Source organism: Yoonia sp. 2307UL14-13 (genome assembly GCF_037572755.1).
GTDB lineage: Bacteria > Pseudomonadota > Alphaproteobacteria > Rhodobacterales > Rhodobacteraceae > Yoonia.
In genome coordinates this window covers 46293-70489 of the sequence record NZ_JBBIFZ010000007.1, presented here as the reverse complement: position 1 = coordinate 70489, position 24197 = coordinate 46293, and the positions used below count along the sequence as shown (strand labels likewise).

The 24197-nt window shown below is 59.4% G+C and carries 26 protein-coding genes; 9 read left to right on the top strand and 17 right to left on the bottom strand.

The genetic code is table 11. From position 1 onward, the window contains the following. Positions 1–2 precede the first annotated feature (2 nt). Both V8J85_RS16075 and V8J85_RS16070 read left to right on the top strand, forming a co-directional pair. Positions 3–2861 carry a DNA translocase FtsK gene (locus V8J85_RS16075; RefSeq protein ID WP_339954782.1) on the top strand — a complete coding sequence of 953 codons (2859 nt, stop codon included), beginning with the start codon at positions 3–5 and terminating at the stop codon, positions 2859–2861. Between the two features lie 130 nt (positions 2862–2991). Continuing rightward, positions 2992–3279: a hypothetical protein gene (locus V8J85_RS16070; RefSeq protein WP_339954781.1), complete on the top strand. Its 288-nt coding sequence runs from the start codon at positions 2992–2994 to the stop codon at positions 3277–3279. 1 nt (position 3280) lies between these two features. Here V8J85_RS16070 and V8J85_RS16065 read toward each other — a convergent pair whose 3' ends face one another. From V8J85_RS16065 to V8J85_RS16040, 6 genes are all read right to left on the bottom strand, one after another. Continuing rightward, entirely contained in the window at positions 3281–4147 is an 867-nt protein-coding gene (locus V8J85_RS16065; protein ID WP_339954780.1) for a mechanosensitive ion channel family protein, read from the bottom strand. A gap of 60 nt (positions 4148–4207) precedes the next feature. Then, positions 4208–5773, bottom strand: coding sequence for a polyamine aminopropyltransferase (locus V8J85_RS16060; protein ID WP_339954779.1), 1566 nt, complete (start codon positions 5771–5773; stop codon positions 4208–4210). 81 nt (positions 5774–5854) lie between these two features. Next, the gene (locus tag V8J85_RS16055) at positions 5855–6442 is read right to left on the bottom strand and encodes a hypothetical protein (RefSeq protein WP_339954778.1); all 588 of its coding nucleotides are present in this window, start codon (positions 6440–6442) and stop codon (positions 5855–5857) included. 48 nt (positions 6443–6490) lie between these two features. After that, a complete protein-coding gene (locus V8J85_RS16050) occupies positions 6491–7771 on the bottom strand; it encodes a rhomboid family intramembrane serine protease (RefSeq protein ID WP_339954777.1) in 1281 nt (426 codons plus the stop codon). 12 nt (positions 7772–7783) lie between these two features. Further along, positions 7784–8173, bottom strand: a complete 390-nt coding sequence (speD, locus tag V8J85_RS16045; RefSeq protein WP_339954776.1) for an adenosylmethionine decarboxylase — start codon at positions 8171–8173, stop codon at positions 7784–7786. Positions 8174–8356: 183 nt separating this feature from the next. Beyond that, a complete protein-coding gene (locus V8J85_RS16040; protein ID WP_339954775.1) occupies positions 8357–10579 on the bottom strand; it encodes a glycoside hydrolase family 9 protein in 2223 nt (740 codons plus the stop codon). A gap of 455 nt (positions 10580–11034) precedes the next feature. Between V8J85_RS16040 and V8J85_RS16035 the strand changes: the two genes are divergently transcribed. After that, entirely contained in the window at positions 11035–11580 is a 546-nt protein-coding gene (locus V8J85_RS16035) for an acyloxyacyl hydrolase (protein ID WP_339954774.1), read from the top strand. A 303-nt stretch (positions 11581–11883) separates the two neighbouring features. Here the strand turns inward: V8J85_RS16035 and rpsU are convergent, their stop codons facing one another. Further along, on the bottom strand, positions 11884–12090 hold the full coding sequence (gene rpsU / locus V8J85_RS16030) for a 30S ribosomal protein S21 (RefSeq protein WP_008231221.1): 207 nt from the start codon (positions 12088–12090) through the stop codon (positions 11884–11886). A gap of 104 nt (positions 12091–12194) precedes the next feature. On the opposite strand from rpsU, the gene V8J85_RS16025 reads away from it, so the two are divergent. The 3 genes from V8J85_RS16025 to V8J85_RS16015 all read left to right on the top strand — a co-directional run bounded on the left by V8J85_RS16025 (position 12195) and on the right by V8J85_RS16015 (position 14397). Further along, the gene (locus tag V8J85_RS16025) at positions 12195–12893 is read left to right on the top strand and encodes a COQ9 family protein (protein WP_339954773.1); all 699 of its coding nucleotides are present in this window, start codon (positions 12195–12197) and stop codon (positions 12891–12893) included. A 66-nt stretch (positions 12894–12959) separates the two neighbouring features. After that, a complete protein-coding gene (locus tag V8J85_RS16020; protein ID WP_339954772.1) occupies positions 12960–13931 on the top strand; it encodes an NAD(P)H-quinone oxidoreductase in 972 nt (323 codons plus the stop codon). A 4-nt stretch (positions 13932–13935) separates the two neighbouring features. Continuing rightward, on the top strand, positions 13936–14397 hold the full coding sequence (locus V8J85_RS16015; RefSeq protein WP_339954771.1) for an NUDIX hydrolase: 462 nt from the start codon (positions 13936–13938) through the stop codon (positions 14395–14397). 89 nt (positions 14398–14486) lie between these two features. On the opposite strand, the gene V8J85_RS16010 is transcribed toward V8J85_RS16015, so the two are convergent. From V8J85_RS16010 to ispH, 8 genes are all read right to left on the bottom strand, one after another. Next, positions 14487–15194 carry an RraA family protein gene (locus V8J85_RS16010; protein ID WP_339954770.1) on the bottom strand — a complete coding sequence of 236 codons (708 nt, stop codon included), beginning with the start codon at positions 15192–15194 and terminating at the stop codon, positions 14487–14489. Continuing rightward, complete coding sequence (locus V8J85_RS16005; protein WP_339954769.1) at positions 15179–15874, bottom strand: alpha/beta fold hydrolase; 696 nt, start codon at positions 15872–15874, stop codon at positions 15179–15181. The genes V8J85_RS16010 and V8J85_RS16005 overlap by 16 nt, the downstream gene beginning before the upstream one ends. Further along, complete coding sequence (gene rnhA / locus V8J85_RS16000) at positions 15871–16314, bottom strand: ribonuclease HI (RefSeq protein ID WP_339954768.1); 444 nt, start codon at positions 16312–16314, stop codon at positions 15871–15873. The genes V8J85_RS16005 and rnhA overlap by 4 nt, the downstream gene beginning before the upstream one ends. After that, positions 16307–16903: a class I SAM-dependent DNA methyltransferase gene (locus V8J85_RS15995; protein WP_339954767.1), complete on the bottom strand. Its 597-nt coding sequence runs from the start codon at positions 16901–16903 to the stop codon at positions 16307–16309. The genes rnhA and V8J85_RS15995 overlap by 8 nt, the downstream gene beginning before the upstream one ends. Continuing rightward, entirely contained in the window at positions 16903–17352 is a 450-nt protein-coding gene (locus V8J85_RS15990; protein WP_339954766.1) for a DUF3429 domain-containing protein, read from the bottom strand. Before V8J85_RS15990 ends, V8J85_RS15995 begins: the two co-directional genes overlap by 1 nt. Continuing rightward, the gene (locus V8J85_RS15985; RefSeq protein WP_339954765.1) at positions 17349–17801 is read right to left on the bottom strand and encodes a YdeI/OmpD-associated family protein; all 453 of its coding nucleotides are present in this window, start codon (positions 17799–17801) and stop codon (positions 17349–17351) included. The genes V8J85_RS15990 and V8J85_RS15985 overlap by 4 nt, the downstream gene beginning before the upstream one ends. Further along, on the bottom strand, positions 17798–18412 hold the full coding sequence (locus tag V8J85_RS15980) for a LysE family translocator (protein WP_339954764.1): 615 nt from the start codon (positions 18410–18412) through the stop codon (positions 17798–17800). Before V8J85_RS15980 ends, V8J85_RS15985 begins: the two co-directional genes overlap by 4 nt. A gap of 113 nt (positions 18413–18525) precedes the next feature. After that, positions 18526–19476 (bottom strand): 4-hydroxy-3-methylbut-2-enyl diphosphate reductase, encoded by a 951-nt coding sequence (ispH, locus tag V8J85_RS15975; protein WP_339954763.1) that lies wholly within the window; start codon positions 19474–19476, stop codon positions 18526–18528. A gap of 181 nt (positions 19477–19657) precedes the next feature. Between ispH and V8J85_RS15970 the strand changes: the two genes are divergently transcribed. Further along, positions 19658–20389: a class I SAM-dependent methyltransferase gene (locus V8J85_RS15970; RefSeq protein ID WP_339954762.1), complete on the top strand. Its 732-nt coding sequence runs from the start codon at positions 19658–19660 to the stop codon at positions 20387–20389. Between the two features lie 17 nt (positions 20390–20406). On the opposite strand, the gene V8J85_RS15965 is transcribed toward V8J85_RS15970, so the two are convergent. Then, positions 20407–20985, bottom strand: a complete 579-nt coding sequence (locus V8J85_RS15965; RefSeq protein WP_339954761.1) for a LabA-like NYN domain-containing protein — start codon at positions 20983–20985, stop codon at positions 20407–20409. A gap of 113 nt (positions 20986–21098) precedes the next feature. Between V8J85_RS15965 and folK the strand changes: the two genes are divergently transcribed. Continuing rightward, positions 21099–21689 carry a 2-amino-4-hydroxy-6-hydroxymethyldihydropteridine diphosphokinase gene (gene folK, locus V8J85_RS15960; protein ID WP_339954760.1) on the top strand — a complete coding sequence of 197 codons (591 nt, stop codon included), beginning with the start codon at positions 21099–21101 and terminating at the stop codon, positions 21687–21689. Between the two features lie 82 nt (positions 21690–21771). Next, positions 21772–22125 (top strand): DNA-directed RNA polymerase subunit omega, encoded by a 354-nt coding sequence (gene rpoZ, locus V8J85_RS15955; RefSeq protein ID WP_339954759.1) that lies wholly within the window; start codon positions 21772–21774, stop codon positions 22123–22125. Between the two features lie 79 nt (positions 22126–22204). Here rpoZ and V8J85_RS15950 read toward each other — a convergent pair whose 3' ends face one another. Further along, positions 22205–23839 carry a phosphate ABC transporter substrate-binding/OmpA family protein gene (locus V8J85_RS15950; protein ID WP_339954758.1) on the bottom strand — a complete coding sequence of 545 codons (1635 nt, stop codon included), beginning with the start codon at positions 23837–23839 and terminating at the stop codon, positions 22205–22207. Between the last annotated feature and the right edge of the window lie 358 nt (positions 23840–24197).

Below are 24197 nucleotides of genomic sequence, written 5' to 3'. Positions count from 1 at the left end.
TCATGGCATCATATCAGACACGGCAGCGCGACCCGCTTCTGGACAGCACGACACAGGCAGCGATCGAAAAGCGCGGCAAGGAATTGCTGGGGCTCGGGCTGGGCGTCGTCGGCCTGCTGTTCGCCGTGATGATCGGTAGCTACAGCCCCGATGATCCAAGCTGGATTTCTGCGACCGACGCGCCTGTTCAGAACTGGCTGGGGCATATGGGCGCGTCGATCGCCGCACCTCTGATGATGGTGATCGGGTTGGGAACCTGGGTCGTGCCGTTGATCCTGCTCACCTGGGCAGCGCGGTTCGTGCTGCATTACGGGCAGGAACGCGCCATTGGGCGCCTGATCTTTGCACCGGTGGCCGTCGTACTGGCCTCTGTCCATGCCGCGACGGTGACGCCCGGTCCGGACTGGCCCGCAAATTTCGGTTTTGGCGGTCTGTTTGGTGACACGGTTCTGGGCGTGATCCTCACGATCGTACCGTTCGGCACGGCGTTCGGGATCAAACTCCTGTCGCTGATTACCTTCGGTGCCCTCATTGCGCTGATGGCCGTTGTGCTGGGCTTCACCAAACCCGAGATCAAGGTTGGTCTGCGCTTTATCTGGCTGGGCACGGTCATGCTATATGCGGGTATCTTGGGCATCGTCGGCCGTGGTGCCGCATTGTCGGCACAGGCGGGGCAGGGCGTGTTCGCCACTGTACGCGACAAGCGTGCGCAGGCCGCGGCTGCCCGTGCCGAAAGCGGTGATGTCCTCCTGACCGAGACACCCAAGCCCGATCTGCGGGCGCGGGCTGCGGCTGTCGTTCGTTCGAACCCTGTCATGCCAATGGACGAACCACCGCTCAGCCGTGAGCGGAAGATGCCACCCGCACCGGCCCTGGCCGCGCCGACGCGCCCTGAACCCGAACCTGTCGAGCCATCAGGCGGCTTCCTGTCGGGCCTTCTGCGCCGCAACGACCCGATGCCGGAACCGGAACTGGTCACACCGCAGCCGACAAGCGATGCGATCCCCGGCAGCCCCGAAAGCGTCAGCGCGCGCATCGCCGACGTGATCAAGAACCGTGCGGCACCGCCTTCACCGACAGGTGTGCGGATCGAGCCCACGCTAACGGCTGGTCGCGGACCCAAACCGCTCGTCTACAACGACGTGCCTGACGAAGACGCATTGGTCGAAGATGAACCGGTCATGGCCGTCCCGCATACACCGATCCCACCGGTCAATATCCCACCCGCGCCGTCGCTCACGCCCGAGCCGCGCAATGTGGTCCAGCACCCGCCCAAGAAGGCCCCGCAACCGTCAACGCAGGCAAAGGCCGAAGCGCAGCCCAAGCTGCGGTTCGAAGACAAGCACGCCGATTATGAAAATCCGCCATTGGGGTTGCTGACAAGCCCCGTCAACATCCAGCGTCATCACCTCAGCGATGAGGCATTGGCCGAAAACGCCCGCATGCTGGAAAGCGTGCTGGACGATTACGGCGTCAAAGGTGACATCGTCAGCGTCCGCCCCGGCCCTGTGGTCACCATGTACGAACTGGAACCGGCCCCGGGCCTCAAAGCCTCTCGCGTGATCGGACTGTCCGATGACATCGCCCGGTCCATGTCGGCCCTATCGGCGCGTGTTTCGACCGTACCGGGCCGCTCGGTCATCGGGATCGAACTGCCGAATGAGAACCGCGAAAAGGTCGTCCTGCGCGAAATCCTGTCCCACCGTGACTTCGGCGACGGTAACCACAAACTGCCGCTTGCGCTGGGCAAGGATATCGGAGGCGAGCCTATCGTCGCGAACCTGGCCAAGATGCCTCACCTGCTTATCGCGGGTACGACGGGTTCGGGTAAGTCGGTCGCGATCAACACGATGATCCTGTCGCTGCTTTACAAGCTGTCGCCCGACGAATGTCGGATGATCATGATCGACCCCAAGATGCTCGAACTCAGCGTCTATGACGGCATTCCGCACCTCTTGTCCCCCGTTGTAACCGACCCGAAGAAGGCGGTCGTCGCGCTCAAATGGGTCGTGGGCGAGATGGAGGAGCGCTATCGCAAGATGTCCAAGATGGGCGTCCGCAACATCGACGGCTACAATGGCCGGGTGAAAGACGCGCTTGCCAAGGGCGAGATGTTCAGCCGCACCGTGCAAACCGGTTTTGACGACGAAACCGGCGATCCGGTATTCGAGACAGAGGAGTTCGCCCCCGAAGCGATGCCCTACATCGTCGTCATCGTTGACGAAATGGCCGACCTTATGATGGTCGCGGGCAAGGAGATCGAGGCCTGTATCCAGCGCCTCGCCCAGATGGCGCGGGCGTCGGGTATCCACCTGATCATGGCGACCCAGCGACCGTCGGTGGACGTGATCACCGGGACGATCAAGGCGAACTTCCCCACGCGCATCAGTTTCCAAGTGACGTCGAAAATCGACAGCCGCACAATTCTGGGCGAAATGGGGGCGGAACAACTGCTTGGCATGGGTGACATGCTCTACATGGCCGGCGGCTCCAAAATCACCCGCGTGCATGGTCCTTTCGTCAGCGACGAAGAGGTTGAGGAAATCGTGAACCACCTCAAGGCTTACGGCCCGCCGGAATACATGTCCGGTGTCGTCGACGGGCCGTCCGAAGACAAGGAAAGCGATATCGACCTCGTCCTTGGTCTTGGTGACGGATCAGACAGCGAAAACGCACTTTATGACACCGCAGTTGCCATCGTGATCAAAGACCGCAAATGCTCGACCAGTTATATCCAACGGAAACTGGCGATCGGCTATAACAAGGCCGCACGTCTGGTCGAGCAGATGGAGGACGAAGGCGTGGTCAGCAGCGCCAACCACGTGGGCAAGCGCGAGATTCTGGTACCAGAGCAGGGGTAAGATCAGACGCTCCGGATGATCGGATGTGGTAACACGCTGAAAGGCAACCTTTGTTGCGACAAGACCACTCCACCGCTATCATCGTGATCATGAAAGAGGGGGAATTGCTTTGTCTGTTCACATAAACCCAATGCTCATTGCCGCGGCAGGTCTGATCCTGCTGGCATCCTGTTCGCGCGAAAAGATATTTGACAACACCACCGATGCGGTCGTCTTTGTTGGGTCGACTGCAGTCAAAGGTGTCTTCGGGGCGAGCCGCCTAGTCGTGCGTGGCGCGGCCGCGGGCGCGAAACGGTTGCAACGGCAAGAAGGGCCATACCCGCCCGGTACGATCGTGTGCTTCGACGATCAAGGCGCGCTTTATGCAGCTGCCGTCGAAACCGAGGGCAAGTTTGTCTGCCCTGATCCACCATCATAAGTCAGCCATCTCCCGCACCCTGCAATGGTAGTGCTTCCTTGAAGGTCAGCGTGCGATAGGGGAACGGGATCTCGATCCCTGCCTCATCCAAGGCGCGTTTGACCGCGGCGACCACCTGATCGCGCGACCTTCGCACCTCGACCGGTTTTGAACCCGTCCACCACGTCACCTCGAAATTGATCGAAGAAGACGCGAATTCCTGCGCGAAAATCTGCACGGGTTTGCCATCCTGATGGACCGTGTCGCAGGCTTTCACCGCGTCTTCGATGACATCGCGTGAGGCATCTACATCCTCGTCATAAGCCACACCACAAATGACAGTGACACGGCGGATATCCTTGTCCGTCCGGATCGTCACAGGGTTTTTGAACAGGATGGAATTGGGCACGATCACGAGTTGCCCGTCGGTTTGCATGATGTGGCTTTCGCGAATTGCGATCTGGGTGACCTCACCTTCGATCCCCTCGCATTCGATATGATCACCGATCCGCATCTCGCGGCGGAACAGAATGATGATCCCAGCGAGAAAATTCTCGAACACGTCCTTGAATGCGAAACCGATGGCGACGGATCCGATCCCCAGGCCCGCCAGAATACTTGCCGGGGTTAGGCCCGGAAAGACGATCACGGCGGCGATCATAACGCCAAGAACCCAAACGAATATGGACAGCAGAAGCGAAAACAGCTCTTTCAGACTACGGCGCAGGCGGGTGCGATCAAGGATGCGACGCAGGATGTAACTCGCCAGATTGTTCAATCCCCACGTCAGCAGGATGACCACAAAGGCCACTGCGATCTGCGGCAGCAACTCGATCGATGCGCGCGCGATGTCGCGCAGCTGCGTCACGAGGATCTGAACTGGCTCCACTGGTTGACCTCCGCGAAACGTTGGAAAGATAACAACCAGCTATGGCGATGGTTCCGCGGGTCAGATGCGGCTGATATCGGTGTTGTACTGTTCGTAGATCGTCGGATTGAAGATGGAATTCACCTCCAGCCTCCGCTTCGGCCGCAAGTCTGTCGTGAAACTGCGGGCGGCGGCAAAGCTATCAGGCGTCAATGACCGCAGCCCGTCAGGCAGAGGACCCAGCGCACCGTCAGGCAGCTTGCTGGCCATATGAAACCCCCAGATGCCGAAGGACGGGATCGGGGTGTTATAGCTGATCACGTCGGGGAACAATTCCTCCAACGTCAGCGCGATGGTCCAATAGGAATGCGGCGCAAAAAAGGGGGAGGAGCTTTGGGTCACCAGCGTCCCACCATCGTTCAGGATCGCGTGGACCATGGCGTAGAATTCGACGGAATAGAGCTTGGCCAGTGCCTCATTATGCGGATCGGGAAAATCGATGATGATCCGGTCATAGGTCTGGTCGGTGTCCTTCACATAGACAAAGGCGTCCTGATTATAGACCGTCAGAATATCGGATTGCATGCTGCCGCCATTCAGACGGACCAAGGGGGCGAATTCAGACCCCAGCCGCGTCATTTCCGGGTCCAGATCCACCAGATCGATGCGGGTCACCGACGGATGCTTCAGCACCTCGCGGATCGCCAGCCCATCACCGCCGCCCAGGATCAGCACGGTTTCGGGGGCGGTATCACCCCATGAAAGAACCGGGTGCACCAGCGCCTCGTGATACCGGTATTCGTCGGTTTCGGCGAATTGCAGGTGCCCGTCGATGAACAGGCGAATGTCGTTGTTCTTCCACGTATTGGTCACGACGAGGTTCTGGTAAGGCGACTGATCGCGCCAGACGATGCGGTCGAAATACAGATGATCCTGTGCGAAGGATGTAATCTTGCCAGCCGACAGGGTCAGGACGAACAGCAGGACAATCGTGCCGATGGCATAGGTCAGCATGCGCTGAAAATTATCCAGATAGTCGCGCAACCAGATCACGTTCAGCAGGGCGACAGCGGCATTGGTCAACCCGATCGCGAAGGATGCGGTGATCAGACCCAGCGACGGCAACAGCAGCAACGGAAAGGCGACCGACCCGAACAGCGCGCCGATGTAATCAAGAGACAGCACATCCGAAAGCGACTCTCTGGTCGTCGACCGTTCCGACAAAACCCGTGTCAGGATCGGGATTTCCAACCCGACCAGAAAACCGATCGTGGAAATGAACGTAAACATGCCGACCTGATAGAACCAAGGCGCATAAGGAAAGAGCATGAAAAGCGAGATGCTGCACATCCCGCCAACAAAGGCCAACAGCAGTTCCACCCAGACAAAGGCCTGCAGCAGGTTGCCGTTGATGAAACGGGACACATACGACCCAACGCCCATCGCGAACATGAAAAACCCGATTGTCAGCGAAAACTGATAGACCGAGTTACCTAGCAGATAACTGGACACGGTGCCGATGATCAGCTCGTAGACGATGCCGCACATCGCTACGATCAAGATCGAGCCCAACAAAAGAACGGCGTTCTTCCGTGGCAGATCACTATAATTATAGGTCTTCTCGGTGGACATTGCGCTGTCAGACACGGCGAAATTCCCTTTGGTTGGGATCAATAAAAAAGGCCCAGCCCGCTGCGCGCGCGGCTGGGCCCCTCTATTTCTGCGGGTTTACTTGCCCGAACGTGGACCACCCGAACGTGCGCTGGATGGGGCGCGATAGTTGCTGCGCGGCGTGGCGTTGCGGTTGTTAAAGCTCGACCGCGTGATGCCAGCGGCGCGTTGACGGTTGATCAGGCTGCCGACAAGGGCGCCAGCCAGAAAACCGGTGGCGGAAAACTGCAGGCCGGATGCGTTGCCGGCCACGTCCGTGGCGATCAGGCGGCGGTTTTCTTCGTCGATTTCAACGGTGAACACCTTGCCTTCATTGGCATCCTGTACGCCGTTCGCGTTTTCATCGGCAAAGCCCAGAAACATAGCGTCATCCATGACTTCAAGGCCAAGTGGCTTGTTGTAGAACCGTGGCTCCGTGTTCAGGACGGTCACATAGAAATCTTTGAATTCGGCCATTTCCGCGTCGGTGATCTCGGTCACACCGGCTTCACCAAGATATTCCTGATAATTCACCATCACGAATTCCGTGCGGTCCAGAACCTGCCCCAGATCAGCCGTCTGTTCCGAGCTTGACCCGGACAACATCGAATAGCCAACAAAACCAACAACGGCGATCGCGCCGATTAACTTAATATTCTGAAGCATAGCCTCTCCTTTGACATGCGGTCAGACCGCACTAGATTAATATGCCCCCTACAAACATACCCACCATACCTGATGCAATGCAGGATTGTAGTAGTTTTTCAACGCCCCGCATCTTTTGAAGTTGTGCGACTCCAATGCAACGGCATTGGCGTCGGACAGATCGCTCGGCAGCGCCAAAACGGTCATCCGCGCGCCTTTGTCGCGCGCTTTGCCCAGCGCGTATTCCAAGCCAGCCACGCCGACCGGCCGTTCTTCCCATCGCAGGCCGTATACCTTTTTCGTCTCGGGCTCTTTCCCGATATCGGTGATGGCGATTCCCGTCTGCTCGCTGGCCGGGGCAGGGGGTGGTGCCACGAATTCGGGGTTGTCGAGGCCATAGACGATCTTGGCCTCACCCGGATTGTGATAATCGGGAATCGTCAGTTCGACATTTGCCCCGAAATCCGCGTACATCTTGTGCGCATCGGCATAAATCTTGCGCCCGAATTCCTCGTAATCGCTGGTTGCGATGAACAATTTGCGAACGCCGTACCCTTTCAGCTTGCCCAAAAGGTCGTTCATCATATTGCCGCCCAGACCCTGGCTTTGCTTTTTCTTGTCCAGATAGGTCCAGGACAGCCAGGCGATATCGGGCACCTGATCATCGACGCTATAGCCGATGCAGCCCAGCACCTCGCCTTTCTGCATCAGAACGAACATGCCTTCGAGGCCATCTTCGAGGAAGTTCTCCTCCGCCTCTTCGGCATCGTCATCATCTGTCTGTGCAATGATCTCGACCACCCGCGCGATATGGGCGGGTTGCATCGGTTTCAGCGTCGGGTCCTTGCCGCCGAAAAGCGTTTCAAACATGGCCAGCGATCCTCCGATCAGGGCGCCCGCCGCGTGCACGTAGACGGCGATGTGCTGCGACAGCGTCATGATTTCCAAGAAGATCAGCGTGGCCACGGCCAGTGCCGCCCAATACACGCCCCGCTCCGTCCGGCCCACGATAACGCCATAGGCCAAGAGCCCGTATGACACGCCCGACGCCCCGATAAACCGGGGGCCTTCGATCAGGTACTGCGCCACAGTGCCGCCCAAAGCGCAGGCCAGTATCAAGAGCGCGAAGCGGGTGGGGCCCAGCCGCGCCTCGGCCAGAAGCCCGCCGAAAAAAATCACCAGAATATTGCCCGACAGATGCATCAAACTGCCATGGCGCAGCACACCCGTCAGGCTTTCGCCGAACGTATCCAGAAACCCCGCGCTCAACGTCGCGCCGGTCACCGCATAGGCGGCGACCAATAGAAGGCAGGTGGTCAGTGTGACAAAGCAACTGCGTAGCTCATCCATGCGTGTGTCGGATCATGCGGTCACCGCGTGCGCAGCCATCCCGCGCTGAAGCAACTGCACGTCCTCGCGGGCAGGCGCAAAGAATTCGCGCAAGATCGCGACGCTTTTCATCGGCTCGGCATCGCCGCACATGAAAATGTCGATGGCAGCATAGTCGTGTTCCGGCCATGTGTGGATCGAAATATGCGATTCCGCCAAAACCGCGACGCCGGTAAAGCCGCAACGATCCCCGAAATCATGCATGTCGACACCCAGAACGGTCGCGCCAGCGGCTTTCGCAGCCTTTTCCAGAACAGCCCCGACCGGCGCACATTCGAACAGTTTTGTCGCGCCATAAAAATCTGCAATCACATGTTTACCCAACGGGGCCGGACGCAAATCCTCGGTCGTCAAAATATTCACGGTCTCGCAGTCCTTTCAGGTCAGGCGCTCAAATACGGTGTGCGGACAATCGGCCCCAATCAATCACATCCCGTTTAGGCATGCAGGCGGCAACACACCACCCCCGACTGATCATTCAGCAAAACCACCGCGATCTGTGGCTTTCTCACACAGGGATAAGACCAAAAAATGGCAGAGTTGGGCCTAGTATTCGGCGAGGATCGCCGCGATTTGCACAAGTGCCGCGTTCCAGTTGATCGTGATCTCATTCGTCGACCAACTGTCGATATCATCAACATAACAGAACTGCGCCGCACACCCTTTCAACAGCCGTTGCGCCACGGGGTCCTGGATCGACGAATTCGGCCCTCCGGCCAGCGCCCCTTTCGGCGGGTTGGGCAGGTCGGGGTTCAGCTGATTGGCCAACCAGCGCGAATGCTGGTTCTTGGCATAATGCGTGCCATAACCCGTCACGTATGAGATATTCAGCGCGTTGCGGCCAAAGATGTAGTCCATGGCCTCGACCACCGCCGCGCGATAACGGTCTTCACCGGTCAAGTCATAGGCTGCAGCCACAACCAGCGCATTCTGCAAATGCAGGTGGTTTGATCCCCAATCGTAATCATACCCTTCTGGCGCATATATCTGCCCGAAATGCTCAGCTTCTTGCACCGCGACATAAGTATCCGCCGCCGTCATGACTGCCTCTCGCATCGCTGCGCGTTGGTCGTCCGGCAGGCCTTCGGCACGCAAAGCGACCGAGATATAGGACAAAGCGCCGGTATTCTTCCAATCGAACGCCGCATCACCGAACAACACATCCATAGGCGGCTGATGCGTCTCCATCGCAGTCAGCCATTGTGCATCACCGGTGGTCATGAACAACTCCGCCGCGGCCCAAAAGAACTCATCACCGACGGTATCATCATCATAGGGGCCACCGCCCGACTGGCCATCCTCCGGCGTCGCAAACAGATCAGGCGTCGCCTCTGCTGCCGCATATGCGGTCAGCGCAGCGTCCAGCAAACGATCAGCAAAGGCCGCATCATATTCCGCGAACAACCGTGCCCCTTGCGCTGCGACAGCGGCCAAATTCAGCGTCGCCGCAGTCGAGGGCCTGTGCAATTCCCGCAGCTTATCCGACAGATGCGGCATCAGCGGCAGGCCGGTCCATTCATTGTCATGGATCTTGTGATGGACCATCCCAGCGAGCGGCTGCCCCTCCGGCACCTGCATTTTCAGCATGAATTCCAACTGCCAACGGGCCTCATCCAGAATATCCGGCACGCCATTGCCCATCTCGGGGATCGCCATGTCACTATCAGCAAAGCGGTCCGGCGCACGCTCATAGGCCGTCATCAACTGCGCGACGGAAATTCCGCCATTGACCACATACTTCCCATGATCGCCCGCATCATACCAACCGCCGGTGACGTCGAGTGTATAGTCACAGGTCCACGGCTCACCATACGCCGCCTGCGAACTCTCCGGCGCCTGACACGGCACCGCCGTGTCGCCCTGATTGGGGGCGACCCCGATATGCCCTGCGGGGCGGGCATAGGCTTCACCCGCGATCGCACCATCGACTTCGATGCCGGAGCGGTTGGGGTAATAGTAGGCCAATGCATCACCCAACAGCGGGGCAAAAACATCGTCCGCGATCCGGAACGGATGGCTTTCCCGTTCACCCACGGCCAAGGTGAAGTCATCCCCTGCCTCGGCATATTCCGAAAAATCGATCAGATGCGTGCCCAAGCTAGAACTCGGGTCGACGCCCTGGGGTGCCGTTTGGCCTTCCAGGACGACCTTACCACCCCGCATCAAAGCCCAACCCAAAGCCTCTTTCGCATCACTCACCATCGTCGCCCGTTTCGGCCCATCGGGCAGGTAACCCACCTGATTGACCCGTACCGCCGGGCCGGTATCGGGCGCATAGGCTTCGATCTCTGCCCCACCAATCAGCGACACCTGTTGCAGGCAAAGCGACCATGGCTCTGCCGCGCCACCGACCTGAAATACGACCTGCACGTTATCCATGCTCGCGCCCGACTCGAACGTTACCTCATACGTATCAGCCTCGGCGGTGACGGTCGGCACAACCGACCCAAACGCTGTCCATGGGTCCTGACCTTCCTGCACCACGGCACGAACGACACTTGGCGCGTTGGCCGACGCGGTAAAGGTAAAGGCATAGCCCTCTCCCTCGGTCAGGGTCAGATCATTCTGGCCGACGATCACATCCCAAGGGTTCTGCGTCCCGCCAGGGATATCAGTGCAAAGCTGACCGTCTGTAGCGGTAGGGGTCACGTTGTCGGTGGCCCACCACCCGTTCATGTCATCCGAAAAATCCCCGTTGATGACATTCTCATTGGCATAGGTCGGGGTGGACATCGCAATCGTGACAACAAACGGTATGGTTCTGCGCATGGCGCAAGCCTCCTCCCAGTTTACGTACACGATTACGTTAGCGGTATCAGCGCGAGAGTCACGTCTCTTTTTACGGTGCGCGAAAGGAGGCCGATCGCGTCAGGCGGGTGGGTTTGCATGAGCGACCTAAAGACGGTTTGGCGGACGAAGTGGCAATTCGCTGTCACTCGGCAAATCCCTAGCAGAACATCAGCATCGTGCAGGAAGCGGACACTGCAAAGTTGCAAAATTTCGGGCGCTCGCTGGGTGCTTCCGGCCCAAACCAATCATTCGCAGACCGGTCACGATACTGCGGTCGCAGCCCTCCTACACGATCAGTTTGGACTAACGGCACTTGTCGCATCATGAGTTATCAACCGTGCGGGCGACTTGATCTGCATATGCGCCTTGGTTTTATCTATCCTTAGCACCTCTGGCGAGAGACTCCACCCGGCCACACAAAATAGGATGACATTATGGACGGTACACTTGGTCTGATCTGGCTACTGACAAGTCTCACAGATATGACGTTCAATGATTGCCCCAACGGTTGCCTTCGTACCGAAAAGCAAGAACCACAGCTGCTTTATCAGCTAGGAAACCTGCAATCTGATGGATTTCAGGGTGAGTATGAGGCCTACCTTGGCTACGACAGTCATCGTCGACGCGGCCCCTTTCGCCCCACTTACGGTCTTTCGCTCACAACCGATGGGGCTGCATGGTTCGGGATCGGCTGGAAATGGAGCACCCAATACGTCTACGACAGCCCATTGTTCATCGAAACCTCAATGATGCCTGGTGTTTATAGGCAAGGTGACGGCGCTGACCTTGATGGAACGCTGCAATTTCGATCCGCACTTGGTATTGGCTATACGTTTGACAACGGCAGTAAAGTGACGATCAGCTATGATAGCATGTCTAACGCGGATTTTCGCGATGGAAGCCCGAGCCGCGAAACGCTCGCCATCCGTTGGTCGACCAACTGGGAGGGACCAAGCCTTCGTTCAAGAATGGGTTGGTGAGAGCGACACCTGAGAAAGGCAGCCTCGTCTTTCGACCGTCATGCCGGGCGCACTGGGGCTCTGTTGTCGGTCAAATCGGCAATCTTCACCTTCAATGCAGACGTTGGCACGGAACGCACGAGGTGGTTGATACGTTCATCCAATGTCTCCTCCGGAGCCGCCAAATGCAGTTGCAGCGTTTTCGGTTTTGAGTGTGGTAGGTTTAGGTTCAAACCAGACTTCTCAGAAGACAGCGCACCAAACGAAAAACCCCCGCCTGATCGCTCGGACGGGGGCCTTTTGATCGTCACGTCGAAGTCTGCCTTACAGCAGCCCTTCACGCTGGAGCTTCTTGCGCGCCAGCTTGCGCTGACGGCGGATCGCTTCGGCTTTTTCGCGCGCTTTGCGCACGGAAGGCTTTTCGAAATGCTGCTTGAGCTTCATTTCACGGAAAACGCCCTCGCGCTGAAGTTTCTTCTTCAGAGCCCGCAACGCCTGGTCGACGTTGTTATCACGAACACTAACCTGCATGTGGTATACACCACCTTTCTAAGTTGGATTTGCAAAAATTGCAGGAAGTGGGCAGATAGCAAAGGCGCGCTAGTTTGTCCAGCACCGACGAAGGAGACCCGCCCATGCCCAATCCGCCGATCGATCCCGTCAAAAATCAGCTTCTTGACGCCATCCTGCCGCATGTGGCCTTCGACGGTTGGTCGCCGTCCGCCTTTGATGCAGCGGTCACCGAGGTAGGCATCGACCCGGCCCCTGCCAAAACGCTCTGTCCTCGTGGCGCGGTCGATCTGGCGGTCGCCTACCACGAACGCGGCGATGCCGCGATGGTCGCCGCGTTAAAAAAGGCCGATCTGTCCGAAATGCGCTTTCGCGACAAGGTGGCTCATGCGCTCCGGCTGCGGATCAAGGCGATCGACGACAAAGAGGCCGTCAGGCGTGGCACGGCGCTGTTCTCGCTGCCGCACATGGCGGCAGACGGCTCCAAACTGATCTGGGGCACCGCGGATGCAATCTGGGACGCACTTGATGACCCCTCCCGCGACATCAACTGGTACACCAAGCGCGTCACGCTGTCGGGGGTTTATGCCTCGGTCGTCCTCTACTGGCTGGGCGATGACAGTTTCGAGGCGCAGGCGACCGACGCATTCATCGACCGGCGCATCGATGACGTGATGCAGTTCGAAAAGGTCAAGGCGAGGGTCAAGGGCAATCCGCTTCTCAAGCCATTTATCGGCCCTTTGGACAAGATGCTGTCGGGCATCAAGGCCCCGCCCAAAGTACCGGATGTCGATCTGCCCGGCATGTGGCGCGACCCGACTTAGACTAAAAGCGAATTGCCCTTGATCACCGCTTGTTCCATAGCTGGAACAAAGCGAAGGATACGGGCAATGCAAGCCATCGAAATCACGACGCCGGGTGGACCAGAGGTTCTGGCCCTGACCGATCGGCCTATGCCCGAACCGACCCACGATCAGGTGGTGATCAAGGTGGCCTATGCCGGTGTGAACCGCCCCGACGCGCTGCAACGGGCAGGTCTTTATGACCCGCCGAAGGGTGCCAGCGATCTGCCGGGTCTCGAGGCAGCGGGCAAAGTCACCGCCGTTGGGGCAGGCGTCACATGGCCCAAGGTCGGCGATGAGGTCTGCGCGCTGCTTCCCGGCGGCGGCTATGCGGAATACGTCGCCACCCCTGCCGCCCACTGCTTGCCCATCCCCGATGGGATGACCTTGAAACAAGCCGCCTGCCTGCCCGAGACCTTCTTTACCGTCTGGTCCAACGTCTTCATGCGCGGCGGGCTGCAGGCGGGCGAACGGTTCCTCGTCCACGGCGGCTCTTCCGGTATCGGCACGACAGCGATCCAGCTGGCCCGGGCCAAGGGCGCTCGCGTTTTCACCACCGCCGGATCGGATGAAAAATGCGCCGCCTGCCGCGATCTAGGCGCGGAAATCGCGATCAACTATCGCGAGGATGATTTCGTCGAAAAGGTGAAAGCCGAAGGCGGCGCCGATGTCATCCTCGACATGGTCGGCGGCCCCTACATGCAACGCAACCTCAAAGCCCTCGCCGATGACGGTCGCCTGGTCCAGATCGCATTTCTGCAAGGGATGAAGGCCGAATTGAATATGGTCCAACTCATGACCCGGCGCCTCACCTTCACCGGATCAACCCTGCGCCCGCAATCCGACCTCGCCAAAGCGCGGATCGCGGAGCAACTCCGCGCACATGTCTGGCCGCTCTTGGCCAGCGGGCAGGTGGCGCCGGTCATGGATCAGGAATTCGCGCTGGCCGATGCGGCGGGCGCCCACACCCGGATGGAAAGCAGCGCCCATATCGGAAAGATCGTGCTGAAAATCGACTAGCCCAATGACTGATATCCCCATCCGCTCATTCTCTGTCTCGGTCATCGTCCTGCGCGAAGTCGCGGATGAGGTCGAGGTGCTGCTGCTTCGTCGCAACCGCAGTCTACAGGGCGAATGGTGTCAGATCGCGGGTGGCATCGAAGAGGGCGAAACGGCATGGCAAACCGCCCTGCGCGAACTGCACGAAGAAACCGGGCTGACACCAACGCGGCTCTATTCCGGCGACATCTGCGAACAATTCTACGAGGCGCACCGCAACGCCATCACGCTGGTCCCGGTCTTCGTGGCGTTTGTGGAGTATGCGGCAGAGGTCGTGCTGAACGAAGAGCACAGCGACCACAAATGGATCAGCCTCGATTGGGCCGAGGACATGGTGACCTTCGGCGGCCAAAGGCGCGTGCTGCGGCATGTGAAACAGGAATTCGCGGTCCGGGACCCGAGCGAGTGGTTAAGGATCGAATTCTGATCTCACCCATACGTCCCGGGCCTGACCCGGGATCTCGCGGGCATGGCAACAGGCTCCGGATCAAGTCCGGGGCGTGCATTATTCTGGGTTCAAGTCCGCGCCTTCTCAAACGCCGCCCACGCCTCCAACAACTTATCCAAATCAAACCCCGGCTCTTTCGCAGGCCCTAGGATAATCTGCTCCCCCGCCCACATCTTCTCAATCGCGGCCTTCAGGTCAGGGATCACCTCGGGCGGGATCACCAGCCCACCATGCCGGTCGGCATGCACAAGGTCGCCCTGACGCACCTCCATCCCGAAAACCTTCACCGGCGTCCCCAACTCACGCACATGCACAAACGCATGTGATGGCCCAATGGACCCGGCCACCACCGGAAACCCTTCGGCCAGATCACCCAGATCGCGCATCACCCCATTGGTCAGCGCGCCGTTCAGGCCAAGGCCTTTATGCACATTCGTATGGACCTCACCCCACCAGGCGCTGACGCAGTTGGGATAGTCGACATCCTCCAGCACCGCCACCGCAGGGCGCGGCCCGGCCGCCATCTCGCGGAAGTAATCCAAACGGCGGGCCTTGATCACCTCGGGCGGCTCCGTCGGCGGTTCGCGCCCCGCGATCTTGGCGGTTCGCGCAAAACCCACCATGACCTCGCCCGGGGCCGAACATTGCATCGTCCCTTTGGTAAACGCATCGAACCCCCGCTTGCCCTGCGCGACCTCGATCGCGTTACAGACCGTTGGCGTATCGACCCGCTTGAGCAGCGCCAGCAGGTCATCGGGGATCATCGGGTCAGCCATGCTGCCAAAGCCTCATTCGTTGCATCAGGTTGTTCAAGCGTGGGCAGATGTCCCGCACCTTTGATCACGGTCAGGGTCGATCCCGGGATCAGGTCGTGCATCAGCGTATGGCGATGCAGCGGGCACAGGGCATCATCCTCACCGCACAGGATCAGGGTCGGCACGGTCACCCGCTTCAACGTCTCTTGCTGATCCGGGCGCGACTGCAAGGCGCGCGACTGCGCGATGAACGCCTCCGGCCCAATCGTTTCCGCCATCGCCATGCACAGATCAAGGATCGCGCCCGTATTCGGGCCGTCCGTCAGGTAATTCGGCTTCATCTCGTCACGCATGACCGCGCGCAGGCCTCCTTTGCGGACCTTATCCATCTGCGGCTCCCGCCGCGCTGCGATCTCGGGGGCCTCGGCCTTGGGGTTCGTATCGAGCAGTGCCAGCCGGGTCACCCGCTCCGGCGCCTGCCGGATCACCTCCATCGCGACGATGCCACCCATGGATAGACCGGCCAAGGCAAAGCGGGGCGGGGCGTGGGCCAGAACATCCGTAGCGATCTCTCTGACCTTTTCATGCAGACCGAACGGGGCCACCATCACCGGGCGCTCGTGCGAAAACGCATCGATCTGCGGCCCATACAACCGCGCATCGCACATCATACCGGGCAAAAGGACCAGCGGTTCACTCATTTGAACGGCGCCATCCCCGCGCGGGCCAATTCATCCGCGCGCTCATTTTCCGGGTGACCCGCATGGCCCTTGACCCATTCCCACGTCACATCATGACGGGCGGCGGCGGCATCAAGGCGCTGCCACAGCTCCACGTTTTTCAACCCGCCTTTCTTCTTCCAGCCCTTCGCTTTCCAGCCATGGATCCACTTCGTAATGCCGTCCTTCACATAAGAACTGTCGGTCACCAGCGTCAGCTTTGTCGGGCGATCCAGCGTCTCAAGCGCCGTGATCGCCGCCATCAACTCCATCCGGTTATTGGTCGTCTCGGGCTCGCCGCCCTTCAACTCGCGCTCCTTCACCACCCGGGCGCCGTCCCGCGCAATCAATAGCGCGCCCCAGCCGCCGGGGCCGGGGTTGCCGGAACAGGCACCATCGGTATAGGCGAATAACTCAGCCATGCTTGCGCGCCCGCATCAGCACAAACGGATCCATCGTGCCTGCCATGCCCTTCTCTTCACCTTCTTTCACAAAATTCACTGTGAACCCGGCGTCCCGCAATAGGCCGCGCAGTTCGGCAACGGTGACAAAGGTATAATAGCGATCGATCGTATCGCGCAGATCACCTTGGCCCGTTTTCATCCCGACATGCAGAACGCCGCCTGTGACCAAAGCACGATTGAGGGCGGCAAGGTAGGTGGGAAGCATGTCGCGCGGAGCGTGCAACAAGGAAAAGTTGGCCCAAACCCCGTCGTAGACCGCAACGGTATCGATGTCGTCGAAAGTGCCAAGACGCGCACCGATCTCATGTGTCCCGTTCGCCAGATCGACCATCCCCTGCGAAGCATCTACCGGATCAGGGATAAGCCCCGCCGCACGCATATGCGCCGAAGACGTGGCCGGGCCACAACCAAGGTCGAGCACACGACCACCCTTGGGCATCAGATCGATAAAGGCCTGCAGGCTGGCATCCGGTCCATCCTGTTTTGTCAGCTTGATATAATCCCCGGCCTTTGCGTCATAAGTGGCGATTGTCTTTCGATCGACCATCAGAATACCACCGGGAAAAAGGAAAAAACGACGACAGCCGTCAAAATAACACGCAAATGCATCCACCAAGGCGGCGCAAGCGCAAGCCGCCAAAAATGCCAGTCCAGCAAAAGCAGCGCCAGAAAACCGACGATCAGATTGACGGCGGCAGCGGTCGGCCCACCGCCCGTCATGAAAAATGCCCACAATGCGGGTACCACCGAAAGGACATAGCCTGCCGTCGCCGTCCGACCCGTGGCCTTCGTCGCGAACCCCCACAACACACCCGACATGAACGACAGGATAACCGCGCCGTAAAACAGCTGCACATAAGGCCCCACAAAACGCGGTCCGATATTGCTGAGACCCCACGCGGCCAGTTCCGGCCGCATCACAGTCGCCGCGCCCCACAGAAACGGGATCAACCCGGCAAGGCTAAGAATCAGGGCAGAGCGTGGGATGGCATTCATGTGATGTCGACGATCAGTTTGGCGATGCGTTTGGCGCGGGTCTCGGCCCGCTTGGCAGAGTTCACCTGATGCAAAAGGCCCCGCTTTTTGCCCGGGGTCAAGGCCCCCCAGACCGCGGTCGCGTCGGCCCGTCGCAGGGCCAGCATCACATCTTCCGGTGTTTCGACCGTATCATCGGCCTTACGCAGGCGCACCTCCAGCGGGTCGCCCGGTGCAATGCCCATCTCATCCAGCAAAGACTTGCCAGCCCAAAGGAACACGCTGTCGATAACCGGTGCCGTGGTCAGGGCCAGGTTCACCGGGTGATCGTTGAACTCACCCTCCACGCGCCGGGCACCCTCGGCGGCCAAAGCATCGGCGACATCATCCGGCAATGGCAGTACCGTATAGGTCGACTTGCCCCACTTCATCGGTACGACTTGGCCCTCGAACGTATGATAATCGCTCATGCCTTCTCAAAGGCGAGCCGCAGACCAAGGGCCGCGAACATCGCCGCAAAGGATCGGTTCAACCAAAGCATGACCCTCTCGCTTTGCAACAGCCAGTCGCGGGCAAAGGCCGCAAAGACCCCGTAGAGGACGAAGATCACGAATGTCAGCGCCATGAACACGGTACCCAGCAGGATCATCTCCGATGTCACGGTTGCCGGATCGCCCGACAGGAATGGCGGCAGCAGGGCAAGAAAAAAGATCGACAGCTTGGGGTTCAGGATGTTGATCAGCGCTCCACGGACGGCGATTTTACCCATCGGCGTCGCGCGGGTATCACTCCGCACGGCCAGCGCGCCGTCAGCCTTCAAGGCCTGCCAGGCAAGATACAGCAGATAGGCGACCCCCGCGAATTTCACGACCTGGAACAAAAGCGCGCTGGTATGCAAAAGCGCAGCCAGCCCTAGTGTCGCCGCCGCCAAATGCGGCACGATCCCAAAGGTGCAACCTACAGCCGCAGCAATCGCCGCGCGGCGGCCTTGGCCAAGACCGAGGGCCAACGTGTAGATCACGCCCGTTCCGGGGGCGATACAAACGACGATGGCGGTGATGAGAAACTGCAAAGATATCATAGGCAAAGCCTAACGCGGTTTCCGCAGCGCATACAATTCTTATCCTAAGAATTGTTCCCAAATCCGCATATCGCGGATTTGGCCCCGGATTTTTCGTAGAAAAATCTGCCCCCTCAAGCCGGTTCCCGCAACACACGCGGCACCTTGAACTCCACGTTCTCTTCCGCGGTCACCACCATCTCGACCGTCACGTCAAACCGATCGCGGAACGCATTGATCACCTCATCGATCAGCACCTCGGGGGCCGAAGCCCCCGCCGTGATCCCGGCCGACCCGATCCCCTCCAGCGCGCGCCAGTCGATGTCCGTCGCCCGCTGCACCAGCTGCGCATAGGCGCAACCGGCCCGCGCACCGACCTCGACCAGTCGCTTCGAATTCGACGAATTCGGCGCGCCGACAACCAGCATTGCATCGCATTTCGGGGCCATCGCCTTGACCGCCTCTTGCCGGTTGGTGGTGGCATAGCAGATGTCTTCCTTATGCGGGCCGACAATGGCAGGGAACCGGGCCTGCAACGCGGCGACGATATCCGCCGTGTCATCGACCGACAGCGTCGTCTGCGTAACAAAGGCCAGCCGGTCCGGATCGCGCACCTGCACCCGCGCGACATCATCTACAGTCTCGACCAGCAGCACCTCACCGGGTGGCAACTGGCCCATCGTGCCGACGGTTTCCGGGTGGCCGTCATGGCCTATCATGATCATTTGCAGCCCGTTATCCGCATGGCGCTGTGCCTCGATATGCACTTTGCTGACCAAGGGGCAGGTGGCGTCCACGTATATCATCTCGCGCTTGGCCGCCGTGGCAGGTACGGATTTCGGCACGCCGTGCGCGGAAAAGATGACCGGGCGATCATCAGGGCATTCGTCCAACTCCTCGACGAACACCGCGCCCTTGTCGCGCAAACCGTCCACGACGAACTTGTTATGTACGATCTCGTGGCGGACATAGACCGGCGCGCCCCACTTCTCCAACGCCATCTCAACAATCTTGATCGCGCGGTCAACGCCCGCGCAAAACCCGCGCGGCGCGGCAAGGTATAGGGTCAAAGGTGGTTTGGACATCAGGCTTCTCCGGTCTTCACCCCATAGGTATGGGGTCGCAGGGCCAAGGTCCAGTGGCGGCGATGCCGCGGTGCGCCATGCAAATCCGTATATCTATCCTGCAATTTCAGCGGATTTTCATAAATTCACGTATGAGCCAAAAGGCAGCAGACACGACAACAACACCAGAAAGGAGCCCACGATGTCTGTTCACCCTCTGCCACATACGCATGACGCGGCCATCCCGGTTTTTGCCCGCTGGTTCGGAACCTGGCGGGTGTCCGTCGAAAGACGGCCGCTGGACGCCCGGCAACTCGCCCGCTTCTATGATGCAGAGGCGGCCACCTGGGATAGCAAACTCGCCCGGTTGGGTGTGGGGGTCGGCTACGAACAGGTGTTGCGGCAGGTTTTCCCGCGCAATCATCCGGTGCCCGAGGTGCTCGATGCCGGGATCGGGACAGGGGCTCTTTCCGTGGCATTGTCCAATGTGATCGACGGCTCGTTCTATCTGTCGGGCGTGGACCTGTCCGCAGGCATGCTGGCGCGGGCGCGCGAACGGCTTGGGGTGCCGCGCTGCCATCTTGACCTGCGGCAGGCTGACATGACCGCGCTGCCCTACGCCGATAACAGCTTTGACGTGGTGATGACGGCGCACACGCTGGAACATCTGCACAGGCCTCAACAGGCGATCCGCGAATTGGTGCGGGTGCTGCGCCCGGGTGGCATGATGGTGGCCTGCGTCACCCAGACATCCCTTCTGGGTGCGTACATTCAGGTCAAATGGCACACACACCGGGTCAGCGCGCAGGTCGGACGGCGCTGGCTCAGCGAAAACGGACTGACGGGCGTGCGGGTCATCCCCATGGCTCAAGGCGGCGGCGGGTTGTCGCGGCTCTCCGTGGCCTATGTCGGCTGGAAAGGCGACACGCATTAGCGCATCGCCAAAGGCCCTTAGCTTTCTTCGGTAACCTGTTCTTGCGCGCGATCTTCCACTCGCGGTTCGCGCGCAGGGCGTCCGACGACATCACGTAACTCATCCAGTTCGATGAAGTTATCCGCCTGACGGCGCAACTCATCCGCGATCATCGGCGGTTGGCTGCGGATCGTCGACACGACCGACACACGCACGCCTTTGCGTTGCAACGCCTCGATCAGCGGGCGGAAATCACCGTCGCCGGAAAAAAGCACCACATGATCCACATGCGGGGCCAGCTCCATCGCGTCGACGGCCAGCTCGATGTCCATGTTGCCCTTGACCTTACGCCGACCCATGCTGTCGGTATATTCCTTGGCCGGTTTGGTCACCATGGTGAAACCGTTATAATGCAACCAATCCACGAGCGGGCGGATCGGCGAATACTCGTCATTTTCCAGAAGTGCGGTATAGTAGAACGCACGCAGCATTTTCCCGCGCCGCATGAACTCTTGCCGCAGCAACTTGTAATCGATGTCGAACCCAAGCGACTTAGCCGCGGCATAAAGGTTCGATCCATCGATGAAGAGCGCCAATCGCTCGTCCCGATAAAACATCAAATGTCCTTCCAATATCAGCCTTGCTGTGGTGTCCGATAGCGAGTGGTATTGTTATTTCGCAAGACTTCACGATAATTTACGTTTTTATCGGTGTGAGGCAAGTGTCGAAAATGGCGGACAATGGCCGACAGGCGCTTATTTTGTTAGGAAGCAACAAAATTTCGCCTCTCGGTGACGTGGAGGAAACTGTCCAAAGGGCTATGGAATTGTTGGCGAATTCAGCCACCGGGCCCGCCAAATACAGTGGTCTTTACCGTACACCGGCCTTTCCACCGGGTGCCGGTCCCGATTTCGTGAACGCGGCGATCGCCTTTCGGACCCCGCGGGATGCACCCGCCCTGCTTGAGGAATTACACCGGATCGAAGCCGCCGCTGGCCGTGTCCGAACCACACGATGGGCACCTCGCACCCTTGATCTGGACCTCATCGCGTTGGGTGTCCAGGTGCACCCCGACGTCGAAACCCAGACAACATGGCGCGACAAATCGCCTGAACAGCAACAATCGCAAACGCCCGACCAGCTTATCCTGCCGCATCCGCGGCTGCAGGACCGGGCGTTCGCCCTTGTCCCGCTCGCCGATGTCGCACCCGACTGGATGCATCCGATCCTGAACAGGACAATCGCGCAGATGCTGTCCGACCGTCCGGCCGCCGAACGGGCCGAGGTGACGCCACTGAACCACGCCCCAGAAAACCTCTGAAGGGGCCGCGACGGGGCTTGTCAATCCCCTTTCTGGCCACTAAACACGCCACTTCTAATCGCCCCAATGCTGGAGATCGCCAATGGCCCGCGTCACCGTCGAAGACTGCGTCGATAAAGTTCCCAACCGGTTCGAGCTTGTGATGCTCGCCGCGCACCGGGCCCGCGAAATTTCGTCCGGCGCCCCGATCACCGTGAACCGCGACAACGACAAGAATCCCGTCGTGTCGCTGCGCGAGATCGCCGAGGAAACCCAGCAGGCGGATGACTTGCGCGAACGCATGATAGAGGCGAACCAGACCCAGATCGAGGTTGACGAACCCGAAGAAGACAGCATGTCGCTGCTGATGGGTGCCGAAACCGACAAGCCAGCCGAAGACGACATGTCCGAGGAAAAACTGCTGCGCGCCCTCATGGACGCCCAGGGCCAGCGCTAGGTCACTGCCAGACGAAACAAAAGCCCCGGTCTGGATCAACCTGACCGGGGCTTTTTTTCTGCTCGATTATTAGAATTTATCAGGATTTGACCCAGACCTCGACGCGCCGGTTGATCTGGCGACCATCGGCATCCAGGTTACATCCGGTCGGGGCAATCTCGCCGTAACCGGCGGTGCTGATGTTCAGGTCGCTGATCCGGTCACCGGCCGCGTCGCTCAGTGCCGCAAATGCATCCTCGGCCCGCTGCTGCGAGATTCCCAGATTGTTGTCGAACGGCCCGACATCATCGGTAAAGCCGACCAGCAAAACCTCGGTTCCGGCTGGCTGCTCTTCCAGATAATCGACCAGGCGGGCCATATCCGCGCGGCCACGCTCGTCCAGCCGCGATGACGCGGTACCAAAGCGGAACGTCGTGGACAGACGATCATAGCTTGCCATCGTATCCAGCATCTCTTGCATGAACGGCGCTTCGTACTGATCCACGGCCGGATCGGTCAGCATCGCGGTACGCTCGGCATCGGACGAAAACGAACGTCGCTCAATCCCCAGGCCGATAAAGCCGGACTTTGCGATAAACGGATCAGCCTCGGGCGACGCTGCGAAATCGACGAAATCCTGAATCTGGTCGGTGCTCAGGTCGGCCCGATTATACAGATACAGACGGCGCTGCAGCGGATACTCTTCCGTCCGGGCCGAGAATGAATCCGGTACCATCGGCAGTCCACATTCGTTGACCAGTGTCACTGCCTTCGTTCCGCGCTGGAACGCATAACCCAGGAAACCGATCGCGTTTTCGTTCTCGCGCACCAGTTCGGCGGCTTTGTTGCTGTCGTTGGCGATGCGCACTTCCAGCGGCGAAAGCGTGGCGACGATCTGGGCCTCGAACACTTCGGCCAGAACGTCACGTGTGCCCGACCGTTCAGGGCGGTCGATGACGAGAATATTCTGATCTTTGCCACCGACTTCGGACCAGTTCTTGATCACACCGGAATAGATCTGACCCAGCTGTTCCAGCGACAAGGCGTCGACCGGGTTGTCCGGATGCGTCACGACGACAAGGCTGTCCACACCAACGATATGTTCCTGCGACGGGCTGACCATGTTGCCGGCCCCGTCGGCCCGCAATGCGCGCGCCTCGTCCGGAACGATACGGCGTGCCGACATGCCGATTTGCGCGGACTTGTTGATCAATGCGTCGAAAGCGGTATTGGAGTTCGAAATATCGACGACATAGCGGCCGATTTCGTCACCGAACCCGTCTTCGGACACCAAAGAGGTGACGCTCAGGCGGTTGTCGCTCAGCTCACTGGCCAGCGCTTCACCACCGATATGTGCGGCATAGCCCTCCATCAACAAAGGCATCAGGCCCAGACCGATGGTCTCGGAACCGGCGATCGCGATGGTTTCGGATGCAGCGGCGGCTGGCGCTTCTGCGACGGCGGTCGACTCCGATACGGTTTCGATCTGCGTCGTTGGACATGCCAACCCGATACATTCGACGCGCGATGCGGCGACCCGCAGCTCTCCGCGTGCCGTCCGGATGATGTATGAATCACCTTCAAGGCCCAGCAATTCGCCCGTCAGGCTGACATTCCCGTCTGTCGATCGCAGGGTGACCTCTTGCGCGGCGGCCATGCTCGGCACGGTTACGCTGGCAATCATCGACAGCACACAAACGGCGCTTGCCGTCGTTGATAGAAGTTTCCGTTTCATTCCCGTTTTCCCTTACCCTATAGCCATGCGCACCACCCAAGGGCATGCAAAGACTTAACGTATTAGCGACTGTTACTCTAATCCCGACAATTACCTGTTTTTCGGGTTTAATTGGGCCTAAACCATGACATTGTTGAGGATGACGCGACGTTAGACAAAGAAATGGCCACAACGTATCATTTAAAGTCTGATTGTTTAGGTCGCAGCTACCCACACCCGCTGATGACCAAAGTTGAACATAGAGATCCGGGTCATGGAAGAGCCCGGCGCGAATACCGATGAAAGTGTGGCATTTCCCACGGCCATTTCATGCGAAACCGCCATATATTCCGGGAAAGCCCTTGAACATGTCGGTCGG

Excerpts from the sequence above, each read along its gene's own strand:
- V8J85_RS16010 (WP_339954770.1), bottom strand. The coding sequence starts at position 15,194 with ATGGCTGACCCGATGATCCCCGATGACCTGCTGGCGCTGCTCAAGCGG.
- rnhA (WP_339954768.1), bottom strand. The coding sequence starts at position 16,314 with ATGGCTGAGTTATTCGCCTATACCGATGGTGCCTGTTCCGGCAACCCC.
- rpoZ (WP_339954759.1), top strand. The coding sequence starts at position 21,772 with ATGGCCCGCGTCACCGTCGAAGACTGCGTCGATAAAGTTCCCAACCGG.
- V8J85_RS16040 (WP_339954775.1), bottom strand. The coding sequence starts at position 10,579 with ATGCGCAGAACCATACCGTTTGTTGTCACGATTGCGATGTCCACCCCG.
- folK (WP_339954760.1), top strand. The coding sequence starts at position 21,099 with ATGGCGGACAATGGCCGACAGGCGCTTATTTTGTTAGGAAGCAACAAA.
- V8J85_RS15995 (WP_339954767.1), bottom strand. The coding sequence starts at position 16,903 with ATGGTCGATCGAAAGACAATCGCCACTTATGACGCAAAGGCCGGGGAT.
- V8J85_RS16070 (WP_339954781.1), top strand. The coding sequence starts at position 2,992 with ATGCTCATTGCCGCGGCAGGTCTGATCCTGCTGGCATCCTGTTCGCGC.
- rpsU (WP_008231221.1), bottom strand. The coding sequence starts at position 12,090 with ATGCAGGTTAGTGTTCGTGATAACAACGTCGACCAGGCGTTGCGGGCT.
- V8J85_RS15950 (WP_339954758.1), bottom strand. The coding sequence starts at position 23,839 with ATGAAACGGAAACTTCTATCAACGACGGCAAGCGCCGTTTGTGTGCTG.
- V8J85_RS16015 (WP_339954771.1), top strand. The coding sequence starts at position 13,936 with ATGACTGATATCCCCATCCGCTCATTCTCTGTCTCGGTCATCGTCCTG.
- V8J85_RS16050 (WP_339954777.1), bottom strand. The coding sequence starts at position 7,771 with ATGGATGAGCTACGCAGTTGCTTTGTCACACTGACCACCTGCCTTCTA.
- V8J85_RS16020 (WP_339954772.1), top strand. The coding sequence starts at position 12,960 with ATGCAAGCCATCGAAATCACGACGCCGGGTGGACCAGAGGTTCTGGCC.
- V8J85_RS16005 (WP_339954769.1), bottom strand. The coding sequence starts at position 15,874 with ATGAGTGAACCGCTGGTCCTTTTGCCCGGTATGATGTGCGATGCGCGG.
- V8J85_RS16075 (WP_339954782.1), top strand. The coding sequence starts at position 3 with ATGGCATCATATCAGACACGGCAGCGCGACCCGCTTCTGGACAGCACG.
- V8J85_RS16055 (WP_339954778.1), bottom strand. The coding sequence starts at position 6,442 with ATGCTTCAGAATATTAAGTTAATCGGCGCGATCGCCGTTGTTGGTTTT.
- V8J85_RS16025 (WP_339954773.1), top strand. The coding sequence starts at position 12,195 with ATGCCCAATCCGCCGATCGATCCCGTCAAAAATCAGCTTCTTGACGCC.
- V8J85_RS15970 (WP_339954762.1), top strand. The coding sequence starts at position 19,658 with ATGTCTGTTCACCCTCTGCCACATACGCATGACGCGGCCATCCCGGTT.
- ispH (WP_339954763.1), bottom strand. The coding sequence starts at position 19,476 with ATGTCCAAACCACCTTTGACCCTATACCTTGCCGCGCCGCGCGGGTTT.
- V8J85_RS15965 (WP_339954761.1), bottom strand. The coding sequence starts at position 20,985 with ATGTTTTATCGGGACGAGCGATTGGCGCTCTTCATCGATGGATCGAAC.
- V8J85_RS15980 (WP_339954764.1), bottom strand. The coding sequence starts at position 18,412 with ATGATATCTTTGCAGTTTCTCATCACCGCCATCGTCGTTTGTATCGCC.
- V8J85_RS15990 (WP_339954766.1), bottom strand. The coding sequence starts at position 17,352 with ATGAATGCCATCCCACGCTCTGCCCTGATTCTTAGCCTTGCCGGGTTG.
- V8J85_RS16035 (WP_339954774.1), top strand. The coding sequence starts at position 11,035 with ATGGACGGTACACTTGGTCTGATCTGGCTACTGACAAGTCTCACAGAT.
- V8J85_RS15985 (WP_339954765.1), bottom strand. The coding sequence starts at position 17,801 with ATGAGCGATTATCATACGTTCGAGGGCCAAGTCGTACCGATGAAGTGG.